This is a genomic window from Enterococcus sp. FDAARGOS_553 (genome assembly GCF_003812305.1).
Classification (GTDB): domain Bacteria; phylum Bacillota; class Bacilli; order Lactobacillales; family Enterococcaceae; genus Enterococcus_D; species Enterococcus_D gallinarum.
Genome location: NZ_CP033740.1, coordinates 2,085,411 through 2,101,894 on the forward strand (window position 1 = coordinate 2,085,411; position 16,484 = coordinate 2,101,894).

A 16,484-nucleotide genomic window follows, 5' to 3' on the forward strand; every position below is an offset into this window, starting at 1 on the left:
ATGATAACGTTATATCAGAATATTGATGGATATCAATATTTGACAAAAAACTTGGACCACTCAAGATTTTTGTTGTTGTATGACATCAAAAAAATAATCAGGAGGTGAAACCATCCATGGCAAATAAAGCAGAATTAATCGAAAAAGTTGCAGCAGCTACTGACTTGACAAAGAAAGACGCTACAGCAGCAGTAGACGCTGTCTTCTCAACAATTCAAGACGCTTTAGCTAACGGTGAAAAAGTTCAATTGATCGGCTTTGGTAACTTTGAAGTTCGTTCTCGTGCAGAACGCAAAGGACGCAACCCACAAACTGGTGAAGAAATCAAGATCCCTGCTAGCAAAGTACCTGCATTCAAACCAGGTAAAGCTCTTAAAGACGCAGTGAAATAATTGAGTCTTCCAAACCCTTGAGTAATCAAGGGTTTTTTTGTACATAAATTTACTTATCCCTATTTTCATCAAAAATCCAATGTAGATCCGTCTACTAAAAGTACATTTATCGGATCAATTGCAAAAAAATTCAGAAAATTTATTGACAAGAATTTTTTTTCGCGCTATATTATTAAACAATTACAAGAAAACAGCAAATATTTTAATGAAGGAGCCATTTTTTATGCGCAATTTTAATCAATATTTATTTGTCATTATTATTGAGACCAGGACTTAGAACACGGAAGCAAAATTTATCCGTTTGTTTGAGTCCTATTTGCGTAAGTAAAATGGGATTCTGGCAAAGCATCCCAGTTTATTATAAACCGGGGTGCTTTTTTTTATGAAATAGGCGGGAGATGATGGAATTGAGAAGTGATCAGATAAAAAAAGGCATTGAAGCAGCTCCAGCAAGGAGTTTGCTTTATGCAACAGGACAAGTAAAAAATATCCAAGATATGAATAAGCCTTTTATTGCCATTTGCAACTCGTATATCGATATCGTACCTGGACACGTCCATCTGCGAGAACTGGCAGATATTGCCAAAGAAGCCATTCGAGAAGCCGGGGGGATCCCTTTTGAATTCAATACAATTGGGGTAGATGATGGAATCGCCATGGGACATATCGGGATGCGTTACTCATTGCCAAGTCGTGAACTGATTGCTGACTCAGCTGAAACAGTCATCAATGCCCATTGGTTCGATGGTGTTTTTTACATCCCCAACTGCGATAAAATTACGCCTGGGATGATCTTGGCAGCTATGCGTACCAATGTGCCAGCAATTTTCTGCTCTGGGGGACCTATGAAAGCCGGGATTGATCCTAGGGGCCATCAGACGACATTATCTTCCATGTTCGAAGCAGTCGGCGCCTTTAAAGAGGGCAAAATGTCACAGGCAGATTTTGAATTCATGGAAAAAAATGCCTGTCCCACCTGTGGTTCCTGTGCCGGCATGTTCACAGCCAATTCTATGAACTGTCTTTTGGAGATTTTAGGGTTGGCATTACCAGGAAATGGGACGATTCTGGCAGTTTCGCAAGAACGGCGGGAACTTGTTCGCAAAGCGGCATTCCATCTGATGGATCTAGTGAAGAATCAAGTCAAGCCTCGGGATATCGTAACAGAAGAAGCCATCGATGATGCGTTTGCTCTTGATATGGCTATGGGGGGCTCTACCAATACCGTCTTGCATACATTAGCTATTGCGAACGAAGGGGAGATCGATTATGACTTGAGGCGGGTCAATGAGATTGCCGAACGAGTTCCTTATCTCTCAAAAATTGCGCCATCTTCCGCTTATTCCATGCACGATGTCCATACGGCTGGCGGCGTCTCTGCCATTATACGGCAATTGGTCGATATCAAGGGGGCGATCCATCCAGATCGGCTGACAGTCACAGGCAGAACCTTGCGGGAAAATGTCGCTCAGGCGACAATCAAAAATGAAGAAGTGATTCATCCAAAGGAGAATCCGTACAGCCCTGTCGGCGGCTTATCGATCCTTTACGGCAATCTTGCGCCTCAGGGAAGTGTCATCAAAGTGGGGGGTGTTGACCCAAGCATTCAGCTTTTTAAAGGAAAAGCAATTTGTTTCGATTCTCATGATGAGGCAGTAGCCGCGATCGACAATCATACGGTCCAAAAAGGGCATGTCGTGGTGATCCGCTATGAAGGGCCTAAAGGAGGTCCCGGGATGCCGGAAATGTTGGCGCCGACTTCGAGTATTGTTGGACGAGGGTTAGGCAAAGAGGTTGCACTGATCACAGATGGACGCTTTTCAGGAGCCACGAGAGGGATCGCAGTTGGGCATATCTCTCCTGAGGCGGCAGCCGGTGGTCCGATCTCTTTGATCCGTGATGGAGATGACATCGTGATTGATCTGCGAAATCGCTCATTGGAAGTATTAGTCTCAGAGGAAGAATTAATGCTGCGTGCACAAACACGTCCGAAGTTTCGGGCTAAAGTGAAGAAAGGCTGGCTGGCACGTTATACGGCATTAGTCACATCAGCAAATACCGGGGCGATCATGAAAATCAGCGAGGAGGAAGTTTAATGGAGAATATCCAGTTGAATGAAGTAACTAGGACCGGTGCAGAAGTGTTAGTCGATAGTTTGCAGAAACAAGCAGTAGAACTGATTTTCGGATACCCTGGCGGTGCTGTCTTGCCTTTATATGACCAACTCTACGATGCTGCGATTCCGAATATTTTAGCGCGTCACGAACAAGGTGCTGTCCACGCAGCAGAAGGGTATGCCAAAGCCACCGGGAAAGCCGGCGTTGTCCTAGTGACTAGTGGACCAGGAGCAACCAATGTGGTAACAGGTATCGCTGATGCCATGAGTGATTCCGTTCCATTAGTGGTGATCACCGGTCAAGTAGCAACAGCCGGTATTGGCAAAGATGCTTTTCAAGAGGCGGATATTCTAGGGATCACATTACCGATCACTAAACATAATTACCAAGTTAGACATGTCGATGATTTGCCGCGAGTGATCGCAGAAGCTTTTCATATCGCTACCACGGGTAGAAAAGGTCCAGTGGTGATCGACTTGCCAAAAGATGTCACGCTTCAGCGGACAGCCGCAGTCATTGAACTGCCGATTGAGCGAAAAAGCTATCAACCCACCGTCTTTCCATCTATTTTGCAAATCGAGAAATTGATGAATTGTTTAAAACAAGCAAAACGTCCAGTTGTCTTGGCGGGAGCAGGGGTATGTGCCGCCAATGCAGCCGAAGAATTGCGTCTGTTTGTCGAAACCCATCATTTGCCGATTGTAACCACGCTCTTAGGTCTTGGATTGGTGCCAGCAGATCATCCCTTATTCTTAGGAATGGGGGGCATGCATGGCACGTATGCTGCGAATATGGCATTATCTGAAGCGGATTTGATCATCAATATTGGCTCACGTTTTGATGACCGATTAGCAACAGCCGGCAGTCAATTTGGACAACAGGCAATCATTGCTCATATCGATATTGATCCTGCAGAAATCGGAAAAGTCGTTCAAACAACTATTCCGATCGTGGCGGATGCGAAAGCAGCTTTGACCCAGTTGCTGCGCTATCCTGCGGAGGAATTAGATTGCAAGGAATGGCTCAATCGTTGTCAAAAACGGAAAAAAGAACATCCTTATCGGTATGACCGCGAGGAAACAAAGGAAATCAAGCCGCAAAAATTGATTGAAGAAGTGGGACGCTTGACGAAAGAGGAAGCCGTTATTGTTACCGATGTTGGTCAACACCAAATGTGGGTCGCTCAATACTATCCTTTTCGATTTCCCAAACAGCTGATCACTAGCGGAGGTTTAGGAACAATGGGGTATGGCATCCCCGCAGGCATAGGGGCAAAATTTGCTTGTCCTGAAAAAACGATAGTCGTTTTTGTAGGCGATGGCGGTTTCCAAATGACCAACCAAGAGTTTGCTCTGCTAAATGATTATGGTCTGGATGTCAAATTCATTTTGATGAATAACCGCTCTCTCGGGATGGTACGGCAATGGCAAGAAACGTTTCATAATGAACGCCGTTCTGCTTCTGTATTTGCTAAACAGCCAAATTTTGGCCAATTAGCAGAAGCATATGGCATCAATAGTGTGCGGATCGAAACCCCAGATCAATTGACCAACGATTTGGCCAATGCATTGCTAGAACCTGGTGCACGACTAATTGAGGTACTGATCTCGCCAACGGAACATGTGCTGCCAATGATTCCACCAGGAAAAGCCAATCATGAGATGATAGGAGTTTAAAAGACTATGAAACGTATCCTTGCTGCCATCGTGCATAACGAAGCTGGTGTTTTAAGCCGCGTCACCAGTGTGTTGAATCGTCGTCAGGTGAATATCGAAAGTATTTCAGTTGGGACCACCGAACAGCCGGAATTTTCGCGAATGACGATCATTATCAACGCAGAAAACCCACTGGAGACAGAACAAGTGACAAAGCAATTGAATAAGCAAATCGATGTCTTAAAAGTTTCAGATATTACAGAAGACCCCCATATTGAACGGGAATTAGTGCTGATCAAAGTGAACGCGCCAACGACTACACGTTCGGAGATCCAAGCTGTGATCGAACCATTTCGAGCCCACATCGTTGATGTTGCATTGAAGACTATCGTGGTTCAAGTAGCGGGAGACTCAGAGAAAGTAGCAGCCTGTATCGACGTGTTGCGGCCTTATGGAATCAAGCAAATGGCTCGTACCGGTGTGACAGGTTTCACTAGAGGTTAAATGCAAGAACAGTTGCTTTTAATAAAAAAAGATTTCGGAGGGAAGCATACATGGTAAAAGTATATTATAACGAAGTGACAGACAATTTAGGAGATAAGACTATTGCAATCATTGGTTACGGTTCTCAAGGACATGCCCATGCACAGAATTTACGGGATACAGGACACAACGTCGTGATCGGGATTCGTGCAGGAAAATCAGCTGAGAACGCAAAGAATGATGGATTTACCGTGCTTCCAGTTTCTGAAGCTGTACAACAAGCAAATGTTGTGATGATCTTAGCTCCTGATGAGATCCAAGGAGAACTTTACGAGAAGGAAATTGCGCCTAATCTTTCTGCAGGGGATGCATTAGCCTTTGCTCATGGCTTTAATATTCATTTTGAGGTCATCACGCCTCCAAAAGAGGTGGATGTCTTCCTGGTGGCACCTAAAGGACCAGGCCATTTGGTGCGCCGGACCTTTAGCGAAGGATTTGCTGTCCCTGCGTTGTTTGCTGTTTATCAAGATGCTACTGGCAATGCACAAGAGACAGCCTTGTCCTATGCCAAAGGAATCGGGGCTACAAGAGTCGGTGTACTAGAAACAACGTTCAAGGAAGAGACGGAAACAGACTTGTTTGGGGAACAAGCCGTATTATGTGGCGGACTGACAAGTATGATCGAGACTGGGTTTGAAACGCTGGTAGAAGCCGGCTATCAGCCAGAACTAGCCTATTTTGAAGTTTGTCACGAAATGAAACTGATTGTTGACTTGATTTATGAAGGAGGATTCGCCAAGATGCGTGATTCAATCTCCAATACAGCAGAATATGGGGATTATGTCTCTGGTTCACGAATCATTACCGAACAAACAAAAGCCAATATGAAGAATGTCTTGAAAGATATTCAAAACGGCACGTTTGCCAAAGGTTTTATTGCGGATAATCAAGCTGGTTTTCCGGAATTCAAAAAAATGCGGGAACAAAACGGGAATCATCCAATCGAAAAAGTTGGGTCAGAATTAAGAAAAATGATGCCTTTTGTTACGAAAGATTAAGGAGGAACAGTGATTGCTGGTATCTGTCGATCAAATAGAACAAGCACATGAAAGCTTGCAATCAGTCGTTTCAAAGACTCCTTTACAGCATGATCGGTTTTTATCCGAGAAGTATCAAGCGACTGTCTTACTGAAACGAGAGGATCTTCAGAAGGTCCGATCGTTTAAATTGCGGGGGGCATATTATGCAATCGCACAGCAAGATCCGGCTATACTGAAGCGGGGGGTTGTCTGTGCAAGTGCCGGCAATCATGCCCAAGGGGTCGCCTATACCTGTCATGAATTGAAAGTGTCGGCGGTTATCTTTATGCCGACGACGACACCGCAACAAAAAGTAGCGCAAGTTTTGTTTTTTGGCGGTGATTTTGTCCGTATCGAACTTGTCGGTGATACCTTCGATGCTTCCGCCGAGGCAGCCCAACACTATGCCGAAGACCATCAAATGGCGTTTATTGATCCCTTTGATGATCCCGCCATTATTGCAGGCCAAGGAACATTGGCAGTTGAACTGCTGGCAGAAGCAAAGCAGCGCAATTATTCTATCGATTATGTTGTGGCAGCAATTGGCGGTGGCGGGTTGATCAGTGGTGTTGCAACTTATTTGAAAGCAAAACAGCCTACAATCTCAATGGTTGGTGCTGAACCTCTAGGCGCCGCTTCGATGCAGGCGGCTTTTGATAATCATGGTCCGACCACATTAGAGCAGATCGATAAATTTGTAGATGGAGCAGCTGTCAAAAAAGTCGGTCAATTGACCTACCAGCATGCAGCCCAGTACGTCGATCGAATAGTAGCGGTAGATGAGGGTTTAATTTGCCAAACTATCTTGGACTTATACAGTAAACAAGCAGTTGTGGCAGAACCAGCGGGAGCACTGAGTGTCGCCGCTCTGGAATTGATCAAAGAAGAGATTAAAGGGAAAACCGTTGTTTGTATTATCAGCGGCGGCAATAACGATAGTACTCGAATGGCAGAGATTGAGGAAAAGTCCTTGATTTATCAAGGCTTAAAACATTATTTTGTGGTCAATTTTCCTCAAAGACCTGGGGCGTTGAAAGAATTTGTTAGCAATATTTTGGGTCCTACGGATGATATCACTCGATTTGAATATACCAAAAAAATCAATCGCGGAACAGGACCAGTACTGTTAGGGATTCTGCTAAAAAGGCAGGAAGATCTGCCCCCACTACTGGCGCGAATGTCAAGATTTGATCCACAATATATTGATTTGCGGGACAATCAATCTCTCTATACTCTTCTTGTTTGATTTTATGAACCAAGCGTTACGAAACAAACGACCTTTTTAAAAAAAAGAGGTCGTTTGTTTTTTGATTTCAAATCCATGGCTTTCCCTCATCCTTTCGCTAGTTAGTAGGTGAAATGGTTGATTCTTGTTATAATAGAAGTAACAAATCGTAGATGGGGGGCGGATGTATGGAATTTGTCTTTTCTAGAAAAGAACAGCAGACGCAAATCTTGTATGGAGAAACATTGAATGCTGTTTTACGGACGCAGGAAATTTCCAATGATCAAGTCATCATTCTCACAAACCAGCGGTATTATGATCGTTTCTCTGAAAAACTGACCCGTTTGTTTTTACCCAAAGAAGTCAGCTGGTATATTTGTACCAATCAAATGTATTGCAATAATTTTACGGAATTTCAGGCCTTTATGTCCTTCCTAAGCCGCTTTTCGAAACAGGAGAACTATTTGATCGTGGGTTTCGGCAATGAAGGTGTGCTGGCGTTAAGTAGTTTTATTCACTACACGTCGATTCTGACTAGCGATCTTTGGTTGATCCCGGTGTCTTTACGGGCGTTAGCTAAAAGTGTCAAAGAATCTGCGATCATTGTTAAGAAACCAGATATTCCTGTTTTGCAAAGTCCCAATGTACCGCAAGTGGTCGTATACGATCAAACGATTGCTGAAAAACAAAAAGATGGGAAGTTGGTGGACTTACTTGTATTGATTCGTTGCGGACTGCTCACGGATCAAGCTTTTCTGCGGGAACTCTTTCGCACGTTTCTGACAGAAAAACAAGTAAACAATCGTTCGTTTGCAGCATATACAGATCGGGTGATCCAAGCCTATCAAGCAAACGGTGCAGCACTTGAAGAATATGGACAAGTCTTTACAGATGCTTTTTATAAGACTGAAAATGGACATTTGCTGTCTGATGCAATGAAACTTTTTTATGGCCTACTCTTTCACTTAATCTGGAATGTTCAACAACAGCAGTTAGCAGTCAAATTAGATAAGCTTTGCTTGTGGCTTGACCAACTAGGGTTTCCTTTAGTATTGCCTGACCAACTATCTTTAAGCGACTATTTTCAGCAAGTTCTGCTGTTACAGAAAAAAGAGAAAAAACTGCTTTTTTTATCAGAAATTGGTACAATAGGGGGCAGAACCAGCGCATTAGAAGAGGATCTCGTCCAGACAATGAGCGCTTACCAAACAATAATCAATCAGATAAGAGGAACTTAGATGGAAACATACAGTGAAAAAATGTTACAGGCATTAGCAGCCGAGAATTTAGCTGATGCGCAATTGAATTTTGCAAAAGCCCTGCAATCAGATCAAAATGAAGTCTTAGCCGAATTAGGAGAAGAATTGATCCAAATCGGCTTTTTAGAAGAAGCAAGAGAAGTATTTGATACACTGCAAGAACGTGACCCCGAAAATGAAGAATGGTTGCTATCGTTAGCAGAAATTGCTATGGAAAATGATCAAATCGACGAAGCTTTTGATTATCTAGATCGAATCACACCGCAAAGCTCTTTTTATCCACGAGCGTTATTGATCAGTGCTGATCTCTATCAATTGATTGGGATCCCCGAAGTCAGTGAAGCAAAATTATTGGAAGCTCAAAAGCTGCTGCCCAAAGAATCGCTGATTCGTTTTGCACTAGCGGAATTGTATTTTTCAACCGACCGTTATCAAGAAGCGGCAGAGTTTTATCAAGGATTACTAAAGGAAAATATCCAGGAAATCACAGGTATTTCCTTATTGGAACGGACCGGAGCCGCATTGAGTATGGCTGGGAAATTTGAAGAAGCCATCGAATATCTGGAAGCAAGTCTAGCTGAGGATCAAACAGATGACCGTCTATTCCAAACCGCTTTAGTTTACTTACAATTAAAAGAAAATGAGCATGCGATTCGATATTTGCAGCAGTTGCGGGCACTGAATCCGCAATACCGTTCCTTGTATCTCTATTTAGCAGAGGCATTACAAGAAGAAGAGCAACTGGAAGAGGCACAAACTGTCATTGAAGAAGGAATCCATGAAGATCCATTTCAAGTGGATTTTTATCATTTTGCATCAGAAAATGCGTATCGGTTGCATGACAGCGAAGCAGCCGAATCCTTCTTATTAAAAGCCCTTGAGACGGGGGAAAAAGAAGATGAAACCCTGCTTACACTGAGTAATCTTTATTTGAATGAAGAGCGTTGGCAAGAAGCTGTGTTGGCTATCGAGAAGATGGAAGACAATGAACAACCCCATGCTCTATGGAATTTAGCACAGGCTTATAACGCGTTAGAAGAGTTTGACCAAGCAGCGAAGTTCTATGAACAAGCGAATGAAGGATTGCAGCATGAACCAGCTTTTATGAAAGAATATGGATTGTTCTTAAGAGAAGAAGGACGATTATCAGAAGCTCTACCTTTACTGAGACATTATCTGGCTCACGAACCTGGTGATCTGGAAGTGCAATCGATCGTGGAGGATCTATTAGAAAGATAGGTGAGGGAAATGAACATCAATGTACAAGAAAAGAAAAAATTTCTCAATTGGTTAGTTTCTACTGTATCATTTAGCCGACGAGAAGTTTCTTGGGTTCTGAACTACCTAGCAAATCATGAAGCCATTTTGACAAATGTTCATATTGTTGAAGGGGCGATGCAGACAGATCGGGGGTTGAGTGTTCGCAGTACAGAGATTGGCGGCGAGCCATTTGTGTTGACGATCCAGAATCAAACCTTTTATGATATCGATCAAATTTTTCACGAAATCAGGATGAATTGGAAACAGCCGCTTTATTTAGAATGTATCTTTCCAAATCCTTGGGAAAAACCACTTTATTTAGCTGTTCTGGAGGACAATCCTTTTGAACGGTGGAATGACCATGTTGACGAAGAAGTACAAAAAAATGTGACAGAATATCTTGACAAAGAAGCTATGCAGCTAAAAATTGAGAAATTATACCGCCAAATCGATCTTGCTTTGGAAAATGGGGATCGGGATGCTTTTTTGGAATTATCGGATGAAGTCAACCGCTTCAAACTCGATCAAAAAGAAAAAAGTCATTAATAAAGCTATTAAAAAGCGCTATGTGAAGTAATAAAAACTAGTGGAACAGAAAAGAACCGCAAGAAAGAAGAGGACTCCCAGCACCGAGCGTTCGTCGTTTGCAACAGTGTGCGGGAGAAATCAAGTTTCTTGCGGTTTTTTCTTTATAATTAGATAGGATGGAAGAATGGGGTTATCTTTTTGATTTTGCTGCCTTGCGTTGCAAAAATCGTGATTTAGGACGTAAATAAGTGAAGCCTTCCCCTTCGACTTCATGGACATTGATCACCGACACGAACGCTTGTTGATCGAAGTCGGCAACGATCCGTTTGACCTCTGAAATTTCCCGGCCGCTTACTACCATATAAATGATCCGTTTGTTACCACCGGAATAGGCTCCTTCCCCATTTAAAAAGGTGACGCCTCGTTCCAATTCATTCATTAAGACAGGGGCAATTTCTTCACTATGATTACTGATAACAATGATCCCTTTTGCTGAATAGCCGCCATCTAGGATCGAATCAATCACGCGAGCGAAAACATAGGAAAAGATTAGCGTGTACATCATGCGTTTCAAATCGATATAGGTTAAGGAAAGCAATAGAACGAAAACATCAAAGATCAAGAGAGAACGACCAATCGTGATCCCAAAGTTCTTTTCTAGGATCCGGGCTAATACATCCACGCCACCTGTTGTCCCACCAACTTTATAAACAACACCACTGCCGATCCCTGCAATTAGTCCTGCGAGTAACGCAACGATCAGTAAGTCATGCTGCAGATCGATCAATAATGGAACCGTCTGCCAGAAACCTAACCAAAATGAAAGACCAAAGGTTCCAATCACTGTATAGACTAGCGAACGTCTGCCAAGAATCTTACCTCCTAGCAAAATGATTGGGATATTCAAAATCAGTGTACTGTAAGCGGGATTGATGTCCCACAATGCGCGCATGATCAACGTGATCCCGGTGACGCCGCCTTCAGCTAAATCATTAGGTATATTTAAATAGACGAGACCAAAACCATAGACACTCGTTCCTAGAACAATTAAGGCAATATCGCGGACTGTCCGCCACGAAAAAAAAGATCGCATCCTGTTTCCCCCATTTCTAAATCTCACAAGTACCAATTTAGCACGAAATTTGGCATTAAACAATATGAGCAAGTCGATCCTCTATCTAGGCAGGTGCGTTTTCTTTTGCTAAAATGTGAAAGAAAGGGTGAAGAGGATGACAGAAAAACGTTCACTATATGAGATGCAAGAAGAAGTCGATGCCTATATCCAACAATTCAAGGCGGGGTATTTCAGCCCTTTAGCACAGATGGCCCGACTTACTGAAGAAGTCGGCGAGTTGGCAAGGGAAGTCAATCATCACTATGGGGAAAAGGCCAAGAAGAAGACGGAAGTCGAGAAAACAGTTGCTGAAGAACTAGGTGATGTCCTTTTTGTCACCATGATCATGGCAAATTCCATGGGTATCGATTTGACGGAAGTTTTTGAATCCAATATGAAAAAGTTCAACCGCAGAGATGCGTATCGCTTTGAAAGAAAAGATGGGAAAATGAATGAAGCTGACTAAGTTACCACAAGAATTTGAACAAGCAATCCCTGTATTGCAAAGAATCGAAGCAGCCGGGTTTGATGCCTACTTTGTGGGAGGAAGTGTCAGAGATACAATCTTAGGACAGCCAATCCATGATGTAGATATTGCAACAAGTGCCTTTCCAGCTGAGATCAAAGAACTTTTTCCTCGTACCATCGATTTGGGTATCGAGCACGGAACAGTCCTTGTTTTATGGGAAAATGAACAATATGAGATCACGACTTTTCGGACAGAAGAAGCCTATCAAGATTTCCGTCGGCCAGACAAAGTTGCTTTTGTGCGCTCTTTGGCTGAAGATTTGAAGCGCAGAGATTTTACAATCAACGCTTTTGCTCTGAAAAAAGATGGTGAAATCATTGATTTGTTTGATGGACTGGCAGACCTGCAACTGAAAATTCTGCGAGCAGTGGGTCAGCCGCACGAACGATTTCATGAAGATGCACTACGTATGATGCGGGGCTTGCGCTTTGTCAGTCAACTGGGCTTTACATTGGAACCACGAACATTTGAGGCAATTTATGACAATCATCAGCTATTGGCAAAAATATCCGTGGAGAGAATCACCATTGAGTTCGTCAAATTGCTGTTAGGGGCACATCGCAATTCAGCTTTAAAGGCTTTTGTAGCGACTGAATGTTATCTCTATTGTCCAGGACTGAAACAAGCCGGTGAAGCTCTGTTGCGAATGGCTGATTTACCGGAGAGACCATTGAACAATGAAGCTTCTGCCTGGACACTATTGATTGACCAGATTGGACTTTCTACAGCAGAAGTTCGTCCTTTTTTGAAGCAATGGAAGTGTTCCAATGAATTGATTCGGATGGTCCAATCGTTATTCGAGGGAGTATTGTTGCGGAAAGCAGGGCCGTTTAGTGATGAAGCATTATACCATCTGGGCAGCGAGGCCGCTCGACTATCAGAAGAATTGCTATACTATTACGGACAAGAGGTAGATCCCTCTGTTAGTCAAGCTCGCTACCAGGCGTTGCCAATCCATTCACTTAAAGACTTGGCCATCAATGGGCGCGACTTGCTGAGCCACTTTGACCAATCCGGCGGTCCTTGGATGAAAGAAGTGCTAGCAGCTGCCGAAAAAGCGGTGATTGAGAAACGAGTCGCAAATGAAGAGAAAGCATTATTGGCTTTTGCCAAAACAATCGTATTAAATAACCTATAAATAAGCAGGTGAGAAAACAATGATCGAAAAAGAATTTTTGGTTACCGAGGAAGATACAGCTCTTGCAGTTGGATCGGGAGGACTGCCTGTCTTAGCGACCCCTCGTTTGGCTGCCATGGTAGAAGCTGTCTGTTTTGAAGCATTGGAATCGCGTATAGCGTCTGGTAAGACAACAGTAGGAACACAATTTACGATCGAGCACCGGGCGGCTTCAGGAATCGGTGCAACCGTTCAGGTATGCTGTGAAGAGATCTCGAATGAAAAGACGTATGAGTTTACTTTTCGTGTCTATGAAAACGATCAACTGCTAGCGACAGGTACGCATCATCGAGCGGCGGTCGATATCGAAGGTTTTTTAAAAAAAGTGAGCGAGAAAGAAAGTTAATTTGTGCTCCTTAGCAGACAATGTGTTAAAATTGAAATGTATTATTAAAAAAAAGGAGCGTTATGTCATGGCAAGAGAAATGAAAGCATTGAAATTTTATTTCCGTAATGGAGAAACATGGACGATTGAGCGCCGTTATATTGGAGATTTGTGGATCAAGCAAATCACTACTAGTTTTGGCCGCATCCACGGAAGCGAATTTGTTGAGATCCATCCATGTGCAGGATTCAAAATTGAAATCTTCCAAGAAGGGGATCATGTTGCAACACATGATATCAATTTAGGTGGATTGGAATTAGGCATGTTCGCCCGCGCTTTGAAATACGAAGATATTGAACGAATGGAAATTCTTTACCGTAATGGAACACCTGATCTTGTGTACTTCCCATACAAAGACAAAGATACTGAAGGATTAGATAACGTTTATCAATCAACAAAAATCAGTGAAAAAACAAAAAGCCTTTATATTGTGATTGATCCAAACCAAACAGTCGAAGACGTTTACCAAGAACATTTTGAAGAATAAAAAAAAGCAGAACTGAGAGCTTCTCTCTGGTTCTGCTTTTTCATTACAATCACTGATAAGTGCGAAAAAAGTCGGTATATTTTTTTAATAAAAGATAGTCTTGACTGACGGCATCTTTAAGTATGATTTTGTCTCCAAGCAAGCTTTTACGAGCATTTTGGATGATGCGGTGTTGAATATCATGATCGATCAAGTAATCGATCTCAGTACGTTTGATTTCCGGAGAAGCACTCTCGCGATTTTTTTCAAGATACTGCAAAAGATCATATTCAAGATGTCCGGCATCATTGATTACTCGTTTGTATTCGATTTTGTCTACCTTCACACGATCACGCTCCTTTATATGATAAGTTACCTTATTTCCGGAGTAATGTAAAAAAAATCTATATGAATTAGTAAATTTTTAAACACCTGTTTGGTATTGCATCAAAACTACTTTACGCTTAGAAGAAACAGCTAGATGTGTCGCAAGACTTAAACAGAAAATGAAAACAAAGGAGAAACAGATGAAAAAAGCAAGAGTTATCGTTGTTAGTGGAGTGACTGCTTCAGGGAAAACCACCTTTATCCAAAAGGTCGCCAATCTATGTCCCGGTACAGCAGTTTTATCTTTTGATGATTATAGTATCGATGCATTGCCTTCTGCACCATCCTCTGAGGCTCTGTTAAACGAACCCTACGAAGCAATCAATCAATTTGATATTCAACCATTGATAAATGACCTAAAACAAATCATTCACCACTGTGCGCTGATCTTGATCGATTTTCCGTTTGGGTATGTCCATCAGCAACTCGCACCTGCTATCGACAAGGCCATTTATTTAAGAACACCTCTGGATATTGTCTTGGGTAGACTAATCATTAGAGACTTTCAACAACAGCCAGAGAAAATTATTAATTGGGTCACGGGGTATCTAGAGGAAGCGCGACCGCTTTTTTTGATGCACGAAGAAATTGTTTCTCCACAAGCAGATTATATTCGAGATGGGACGATTGATTTTCAAGACCAAATGACTTGGTTCAAAGAAGAAGTTCTAGCGGAAAAAACGATTTTCGCAGAATGATTGTTGGAATTGGGAAAAATACTTGTCACGTAAAGAATAAGGTCATCTTTTGAGAGATAAAAAAAGGGGATCTTAATTTTCCTGGTAATCAAAGGGAAAATTGGGGTAAGCAAAACTTTCTTTGATTCTATACTTTCCCTTGCTGTATTATTATTTATACGCATATTTAGTCTATAGTTAAAAAATAGCATTATTAACAATTAAAAACAAGTTACGATTTTGTCATCTATCTATTTTAAAGTGAACATATGGGTATAGCTCAAAAATAAAAAGCCAACTGCAATGCTTGTTTATCAGCAAGTGCAGTCGGCTTAAAATGAATTATTTTGTTTCACGGTGTAAAGTAACTTTTCTTTCACGTGGGCAATATTTTTTCTTTTCCAAACGATCAGGATTGTTACGTTTGTTTTTGTTTGTTAAGTAGTTGCGTTCTTTACAAGAAGTGCACTCTAATGTGATGTTTACGCGCATGTTTTTCCCTCCCATATATTCAAGAATCCTCTAAGATTTCTCTCAGACTAAAATATAATAGCATGTTTGGCAAAGGAATGCTAGTAGTTTAATGAAATTTGTTAAGTAATTTTACTTGACGATTTTTTGAATGAAATCAACCATTTTCATCCAATTTATTTTTCACGTCTTCGATCATTTTTGTATAAGCAATCGGTCCGTTATACAGCCAGCTGGATTCAGGTCCAAACTCCCAAAGATTTCCTTCTTTGACCGCTTTAAGATTTTGCCAAACTTGGTCTTTAAAAAAGTCGGCTCCTTGATCGCTGTTTACTAGAATCAGGTAATCAGCATCTAATTCAGCTAATTTCTCCAAAGAAACGGCAGACCAGTCAGCTGTCGCTGTTTTGCTGATCTCAGAAACAAGTGGCGGTACAGAGAATCCTAGTTCATGATAGAGGAGCTGACCGCTGGAACGATCGTCAGCAACCATAAAAGCAGAATTGTTGGTGACCCAGAGAACAGCCACCGACTTCCCATTGATTTTACCTGAAAATTCTTGCTTAGTTGTTTTTACTAAGTCATCATAGTCTTTTTCTACTGTTTTTGCTTGATCTTCTTTATGAAGAACTTTTGCGATATCTGTCAAACGGTCTCGCCAAGAGACATTTTTACCATTTTTGACTACATAAGTAGGGGCAATTTTGCTGTATTGTGCATATTTATCCCCTTCAACCATCGTATTGCTGTCGATCAGCAACAAGTCTGGTTCATAACTTAAGACGTCCTCATAGGGCAAGTCGTAGCTGATCTTTGGTACATCACTTAGTTTCTCTTGCAAATAGCCTTGATCACTGTTATTACCAACAGTCCATTGTGCTACTGGTGTGACGTTCAAGGCTACTAAGTAATCTTCTAAATAACTGCCGATGATTCGCTTTGGATCATCCGGGATTGTTACTTCATGTCCAGCCGCATCTTTCAGCGTTGCCGTCTCAGCTGAGGAAGATGACTTGGTATTATTGGAATTAGCTGAACAAGCACTCAATGCTGTTAAGCTGACTAGGGTACAAGACAGCCAAAAAAGTGTTTTTATGGTTCGTTTTTTCATTAGGTTCCTCCTTATAGGATAAATGAGAATCATTCTCACTTTCTTTTTGTCATTATCACGAAGAAAAAGTGATTTGTCAATCCCTGGTTTTTTGCTTTGAAGCATTGACGGATAGAAGGAAAACCGTCATAATTGATAATCATTATCAATAGAATTTTGAGGGAAAGAT

Annotated in this window: 18 protein-coding genes; 14 read left to right on the forward strand and 4 right to left on the reverse strand. The window is 41.9% G+C overall.

Translation table 11 applies throughout. The annotated features are described in order from the left end of the window. Positions 1-116: 116 nt before the first annotated feature. The 9 genes from EGX73_RS10520 (at position 117) to EGX73_RS10560 (ending at position 10,016) form a co-directional block, all read left to right on the forward strand. Positions 117-392 carry an HU family DNA-binding protein gene (locus EGX73_RS10520; RefSeq protein WP_003126821.1) on the forward strand — a complete coding sequence of 92 codons (276 nt, stop codon included), beginning with the start codon at positions 117-119 and terminating at the stop codon, positions 390-392. Positions 393-799: 407 nt separating this feature from the next. After that, on the forward strand, positions 800-2,488 hold the full coding sequence (gene ilvD, locus EGX73_RS10525) for a dihydroxy-acid dehydratase (protein ID WP_029487024.1): 1,689 nt from the start codon (positions 800-802) through the stop codon (positions 2,486-2,488). Then, positions 2,488-4,185 carry a biosynthetic-type acetolactate synthase large subunit gene (gene ilvB / locus EGX73_RS10530; protein WP_003126824.1) on the forward strand — a complete coding sequence of 566 codons (1,698 nt, stop codon included), beginning with the start codon at positions 2,488-2,490 and terminating at the stop codon, positions 4,183-4,185. The genes ilvD and ilvB overlap by 1 nt, the downstream gene beginning before the upstream one ends. 6 nt (positions 4,186-4,191) lie before the next feature. Beyond that, the gene (gene ilvN / locus EGX73_RS10535) at positions 4,192-4,668 is read left to right on the forward strand and encodes an acetolactate synthase small subunit (RefSeq protein WP_003126825.1); all 477 of its coding nucleotides are present in this window, start codon (positions 4,192-4,194) and stop codon (positions 4,666-4,668) included. A 50-nt stretch (positions 4,669-4,718) separates the two neighbouring features. Beyond that, entirely contained in the window at positions 4,719-5,705 is a 987-nt protein-coding gene (ilvC, locus tag EGX73_RS10540) for a ketol-acid reductoisomerase (protein ID WP_003126826.1), read from the forward strand. A gap of 13 nt (positions 5,706-5,718) precedes the next feature. Further along, on the forward strand, positions 5,719-6,972 hold the full coding sequence (gene ilvA / locus EGX73_RS10545) for a threonine ammonia-lyase IlvA (RefSeq protein ID WP_003126827.1): 1,254 nt from the start codon (positions 5,719-5,721) through the stop codon (positions 6,970-6,972). 167 nt (positions 6,973-7,139) lie between these two features. Beyond that, the gene (locus EGX73_RS10550; protein WP_005472178.1) at positions 7,140-8,189 is read left to right on the forward strand and encodes a hypothetical protein; all 1,050 of its coding nucleotides are present in this window, start codon (positions 7,140-7,142) and stop codon (positions 8,187-8,189) included. Next, positions 8,190-9,449 carry a tetratricopeptide repeat protein gene (locus EGX73_RS10555; protein ID WP_003126829.1) on the forward strand — a complete coding sequence of 420 codons (1,260 nt, stop codon included), beginning with the start codon at positions 8,190-8,192 and terminating at the stop codon, positions 9,447-9,449. It begins immediately after the preceding gene. Between the two features lie 9 nt (positions 9,450-9,458). Further along, on the forward strand, positions 9,459-10,016 hold the full coding sequence (locus EGX73_RS10560; protein ID WP_003126831.1) for a YpiB family protein: 558 nt from the start codon (positions 9,459-9,461) through the stop codon (positions 10,014-10,016). 172 nt (positions 10,017-10,188) lie between these two features. Here EGX73_RS10560 and EGX73_RS10565 read toward each other — a convergent pair whose 3' ends face one another. Then, entirely contained in the window at positions 10,189-11,091 is a 903-nt protein-coding gene (locus EGX73_RS10565; protein ID WP_003126833.1) for a YitT family protein, read from the reverse strand. Between the two features lie 136 nt (positions 11,092-11,227). Between EGX73_RS10565 and EGX73_RS10570 the strand changes: the two genes are divergently transcribed. From EGX73_RS10570 to EGX73_RS10585, 4 genes are all read left to right on the forward strand, one after another. Further along, positions 11,228-11,578: a nucleotide pyrophosphohydrolase gene (locus tag EGX73_RS10570; protein ID WP_003126834.1), complete on the forward strand. Its 351-nt coding sequence runs from the start codon at positions 11,228-11,230 to the stop codon at positions 11,576-11,578. Further along, positions 11,565-12,779: a CCA tRNA nucleotidyltransferase gene (locus tag EGX73_RS10575; RefSeq protein ID WP_003126835.1), complete on the forward strand. Its 1,215-nt coding sequence runs from the start codon at positions 11,565-11,567 to the stop codon at positions 12,777-12,779. Before EGX73_RS10570 ends, EGX73_RS10575 begins: the two co-directional genes overlap by 14 nt. A 19-nt stretch (positions 12,780-12,798) precedes the next feature. Further along, on the forward strand, positions 12,799-13,164 hold the full coding sequence (locus EGX73_RS10580) for a thioesterase family protein (protein ID WP_003126836.1): 366 nt from the start codon (positions 12,799-12,801) through the stop codon (positions 13,162-13,164). Positions 13,165-13,231: 67 nt separating this feature from the next. Next, positions 13,232-13,690, forward strand: a complete 459-nt coding sequence (locus EGX73_RS10585) for a hypothetical protein (protein ID WP_003126837.1) — start codon at positions 13,232-13,234, stop codon at positions 13,688-13,690. Positions 13,691-13,739: 49 nt separating this feature from the next. Here EGX73_RS10585 and EGX73_RS10590 read toward each other — a convergent pair whose 3' ends face one another. Continuing rightward, positions 13,740-14,015 (reverse strand): hypothetical protein, encoded by a 276-nt coding sequence (locus EGX73_RS10590; protein WP_003126838.1) that lies wholly within the window; start codon positions 14,013-14,015, stop codon positions 13,740-13,742. Between the two features lie 181 nt (positions 14,016-14,196). On the opposite strand from EGX73_RS10590, the gene EGX73_RS10595 reads away from it, so the two are divergent. Continuing rightward, positions 14,197-14,754: a hypothetical protein gene (locus EGX73_RS10595; RefSeq protein ID WP_003126839.1), complete on the forward strand. Its 558-nt coding sequence runs from the start codon at positions 14,197-14,199 to the stop codon at positions 14,752-14,754. Positions 14,755-15,075: 321 nt separating this feature from the next. Here EGX73_RS10595 and rpmG read toward each other — a convergent pair whose 3' ends face one another. Then, on the reverse strand, positions 15,076-15,225 hold the full coding sequence (rpmG, locus tag EGX73_RS10600; protein ID WP_003126840.1) for a 50S ribosomal protein L33: 150 nt from the start codon (positions 15,223-15,225) through the stop codon (positions 15,076-15,078). A gap of 136 nt (positions 15,226-15,361) precedes the next feature. After that, the gene (locus EGX73_RS10605) at positions 15,362-16,315 is read right to left on the reverse strand and encodes an ABC transporter substrate-binding protein (protein WP_123866935.1); all 954 of its coding nucleotides are present in this window, start codon (positions 16,313-16,315) and stop codon (positions 15,362-15,364) included. Between the last annotated feature and the right edge of the window lie 169 nt (positions 16,316-16,484).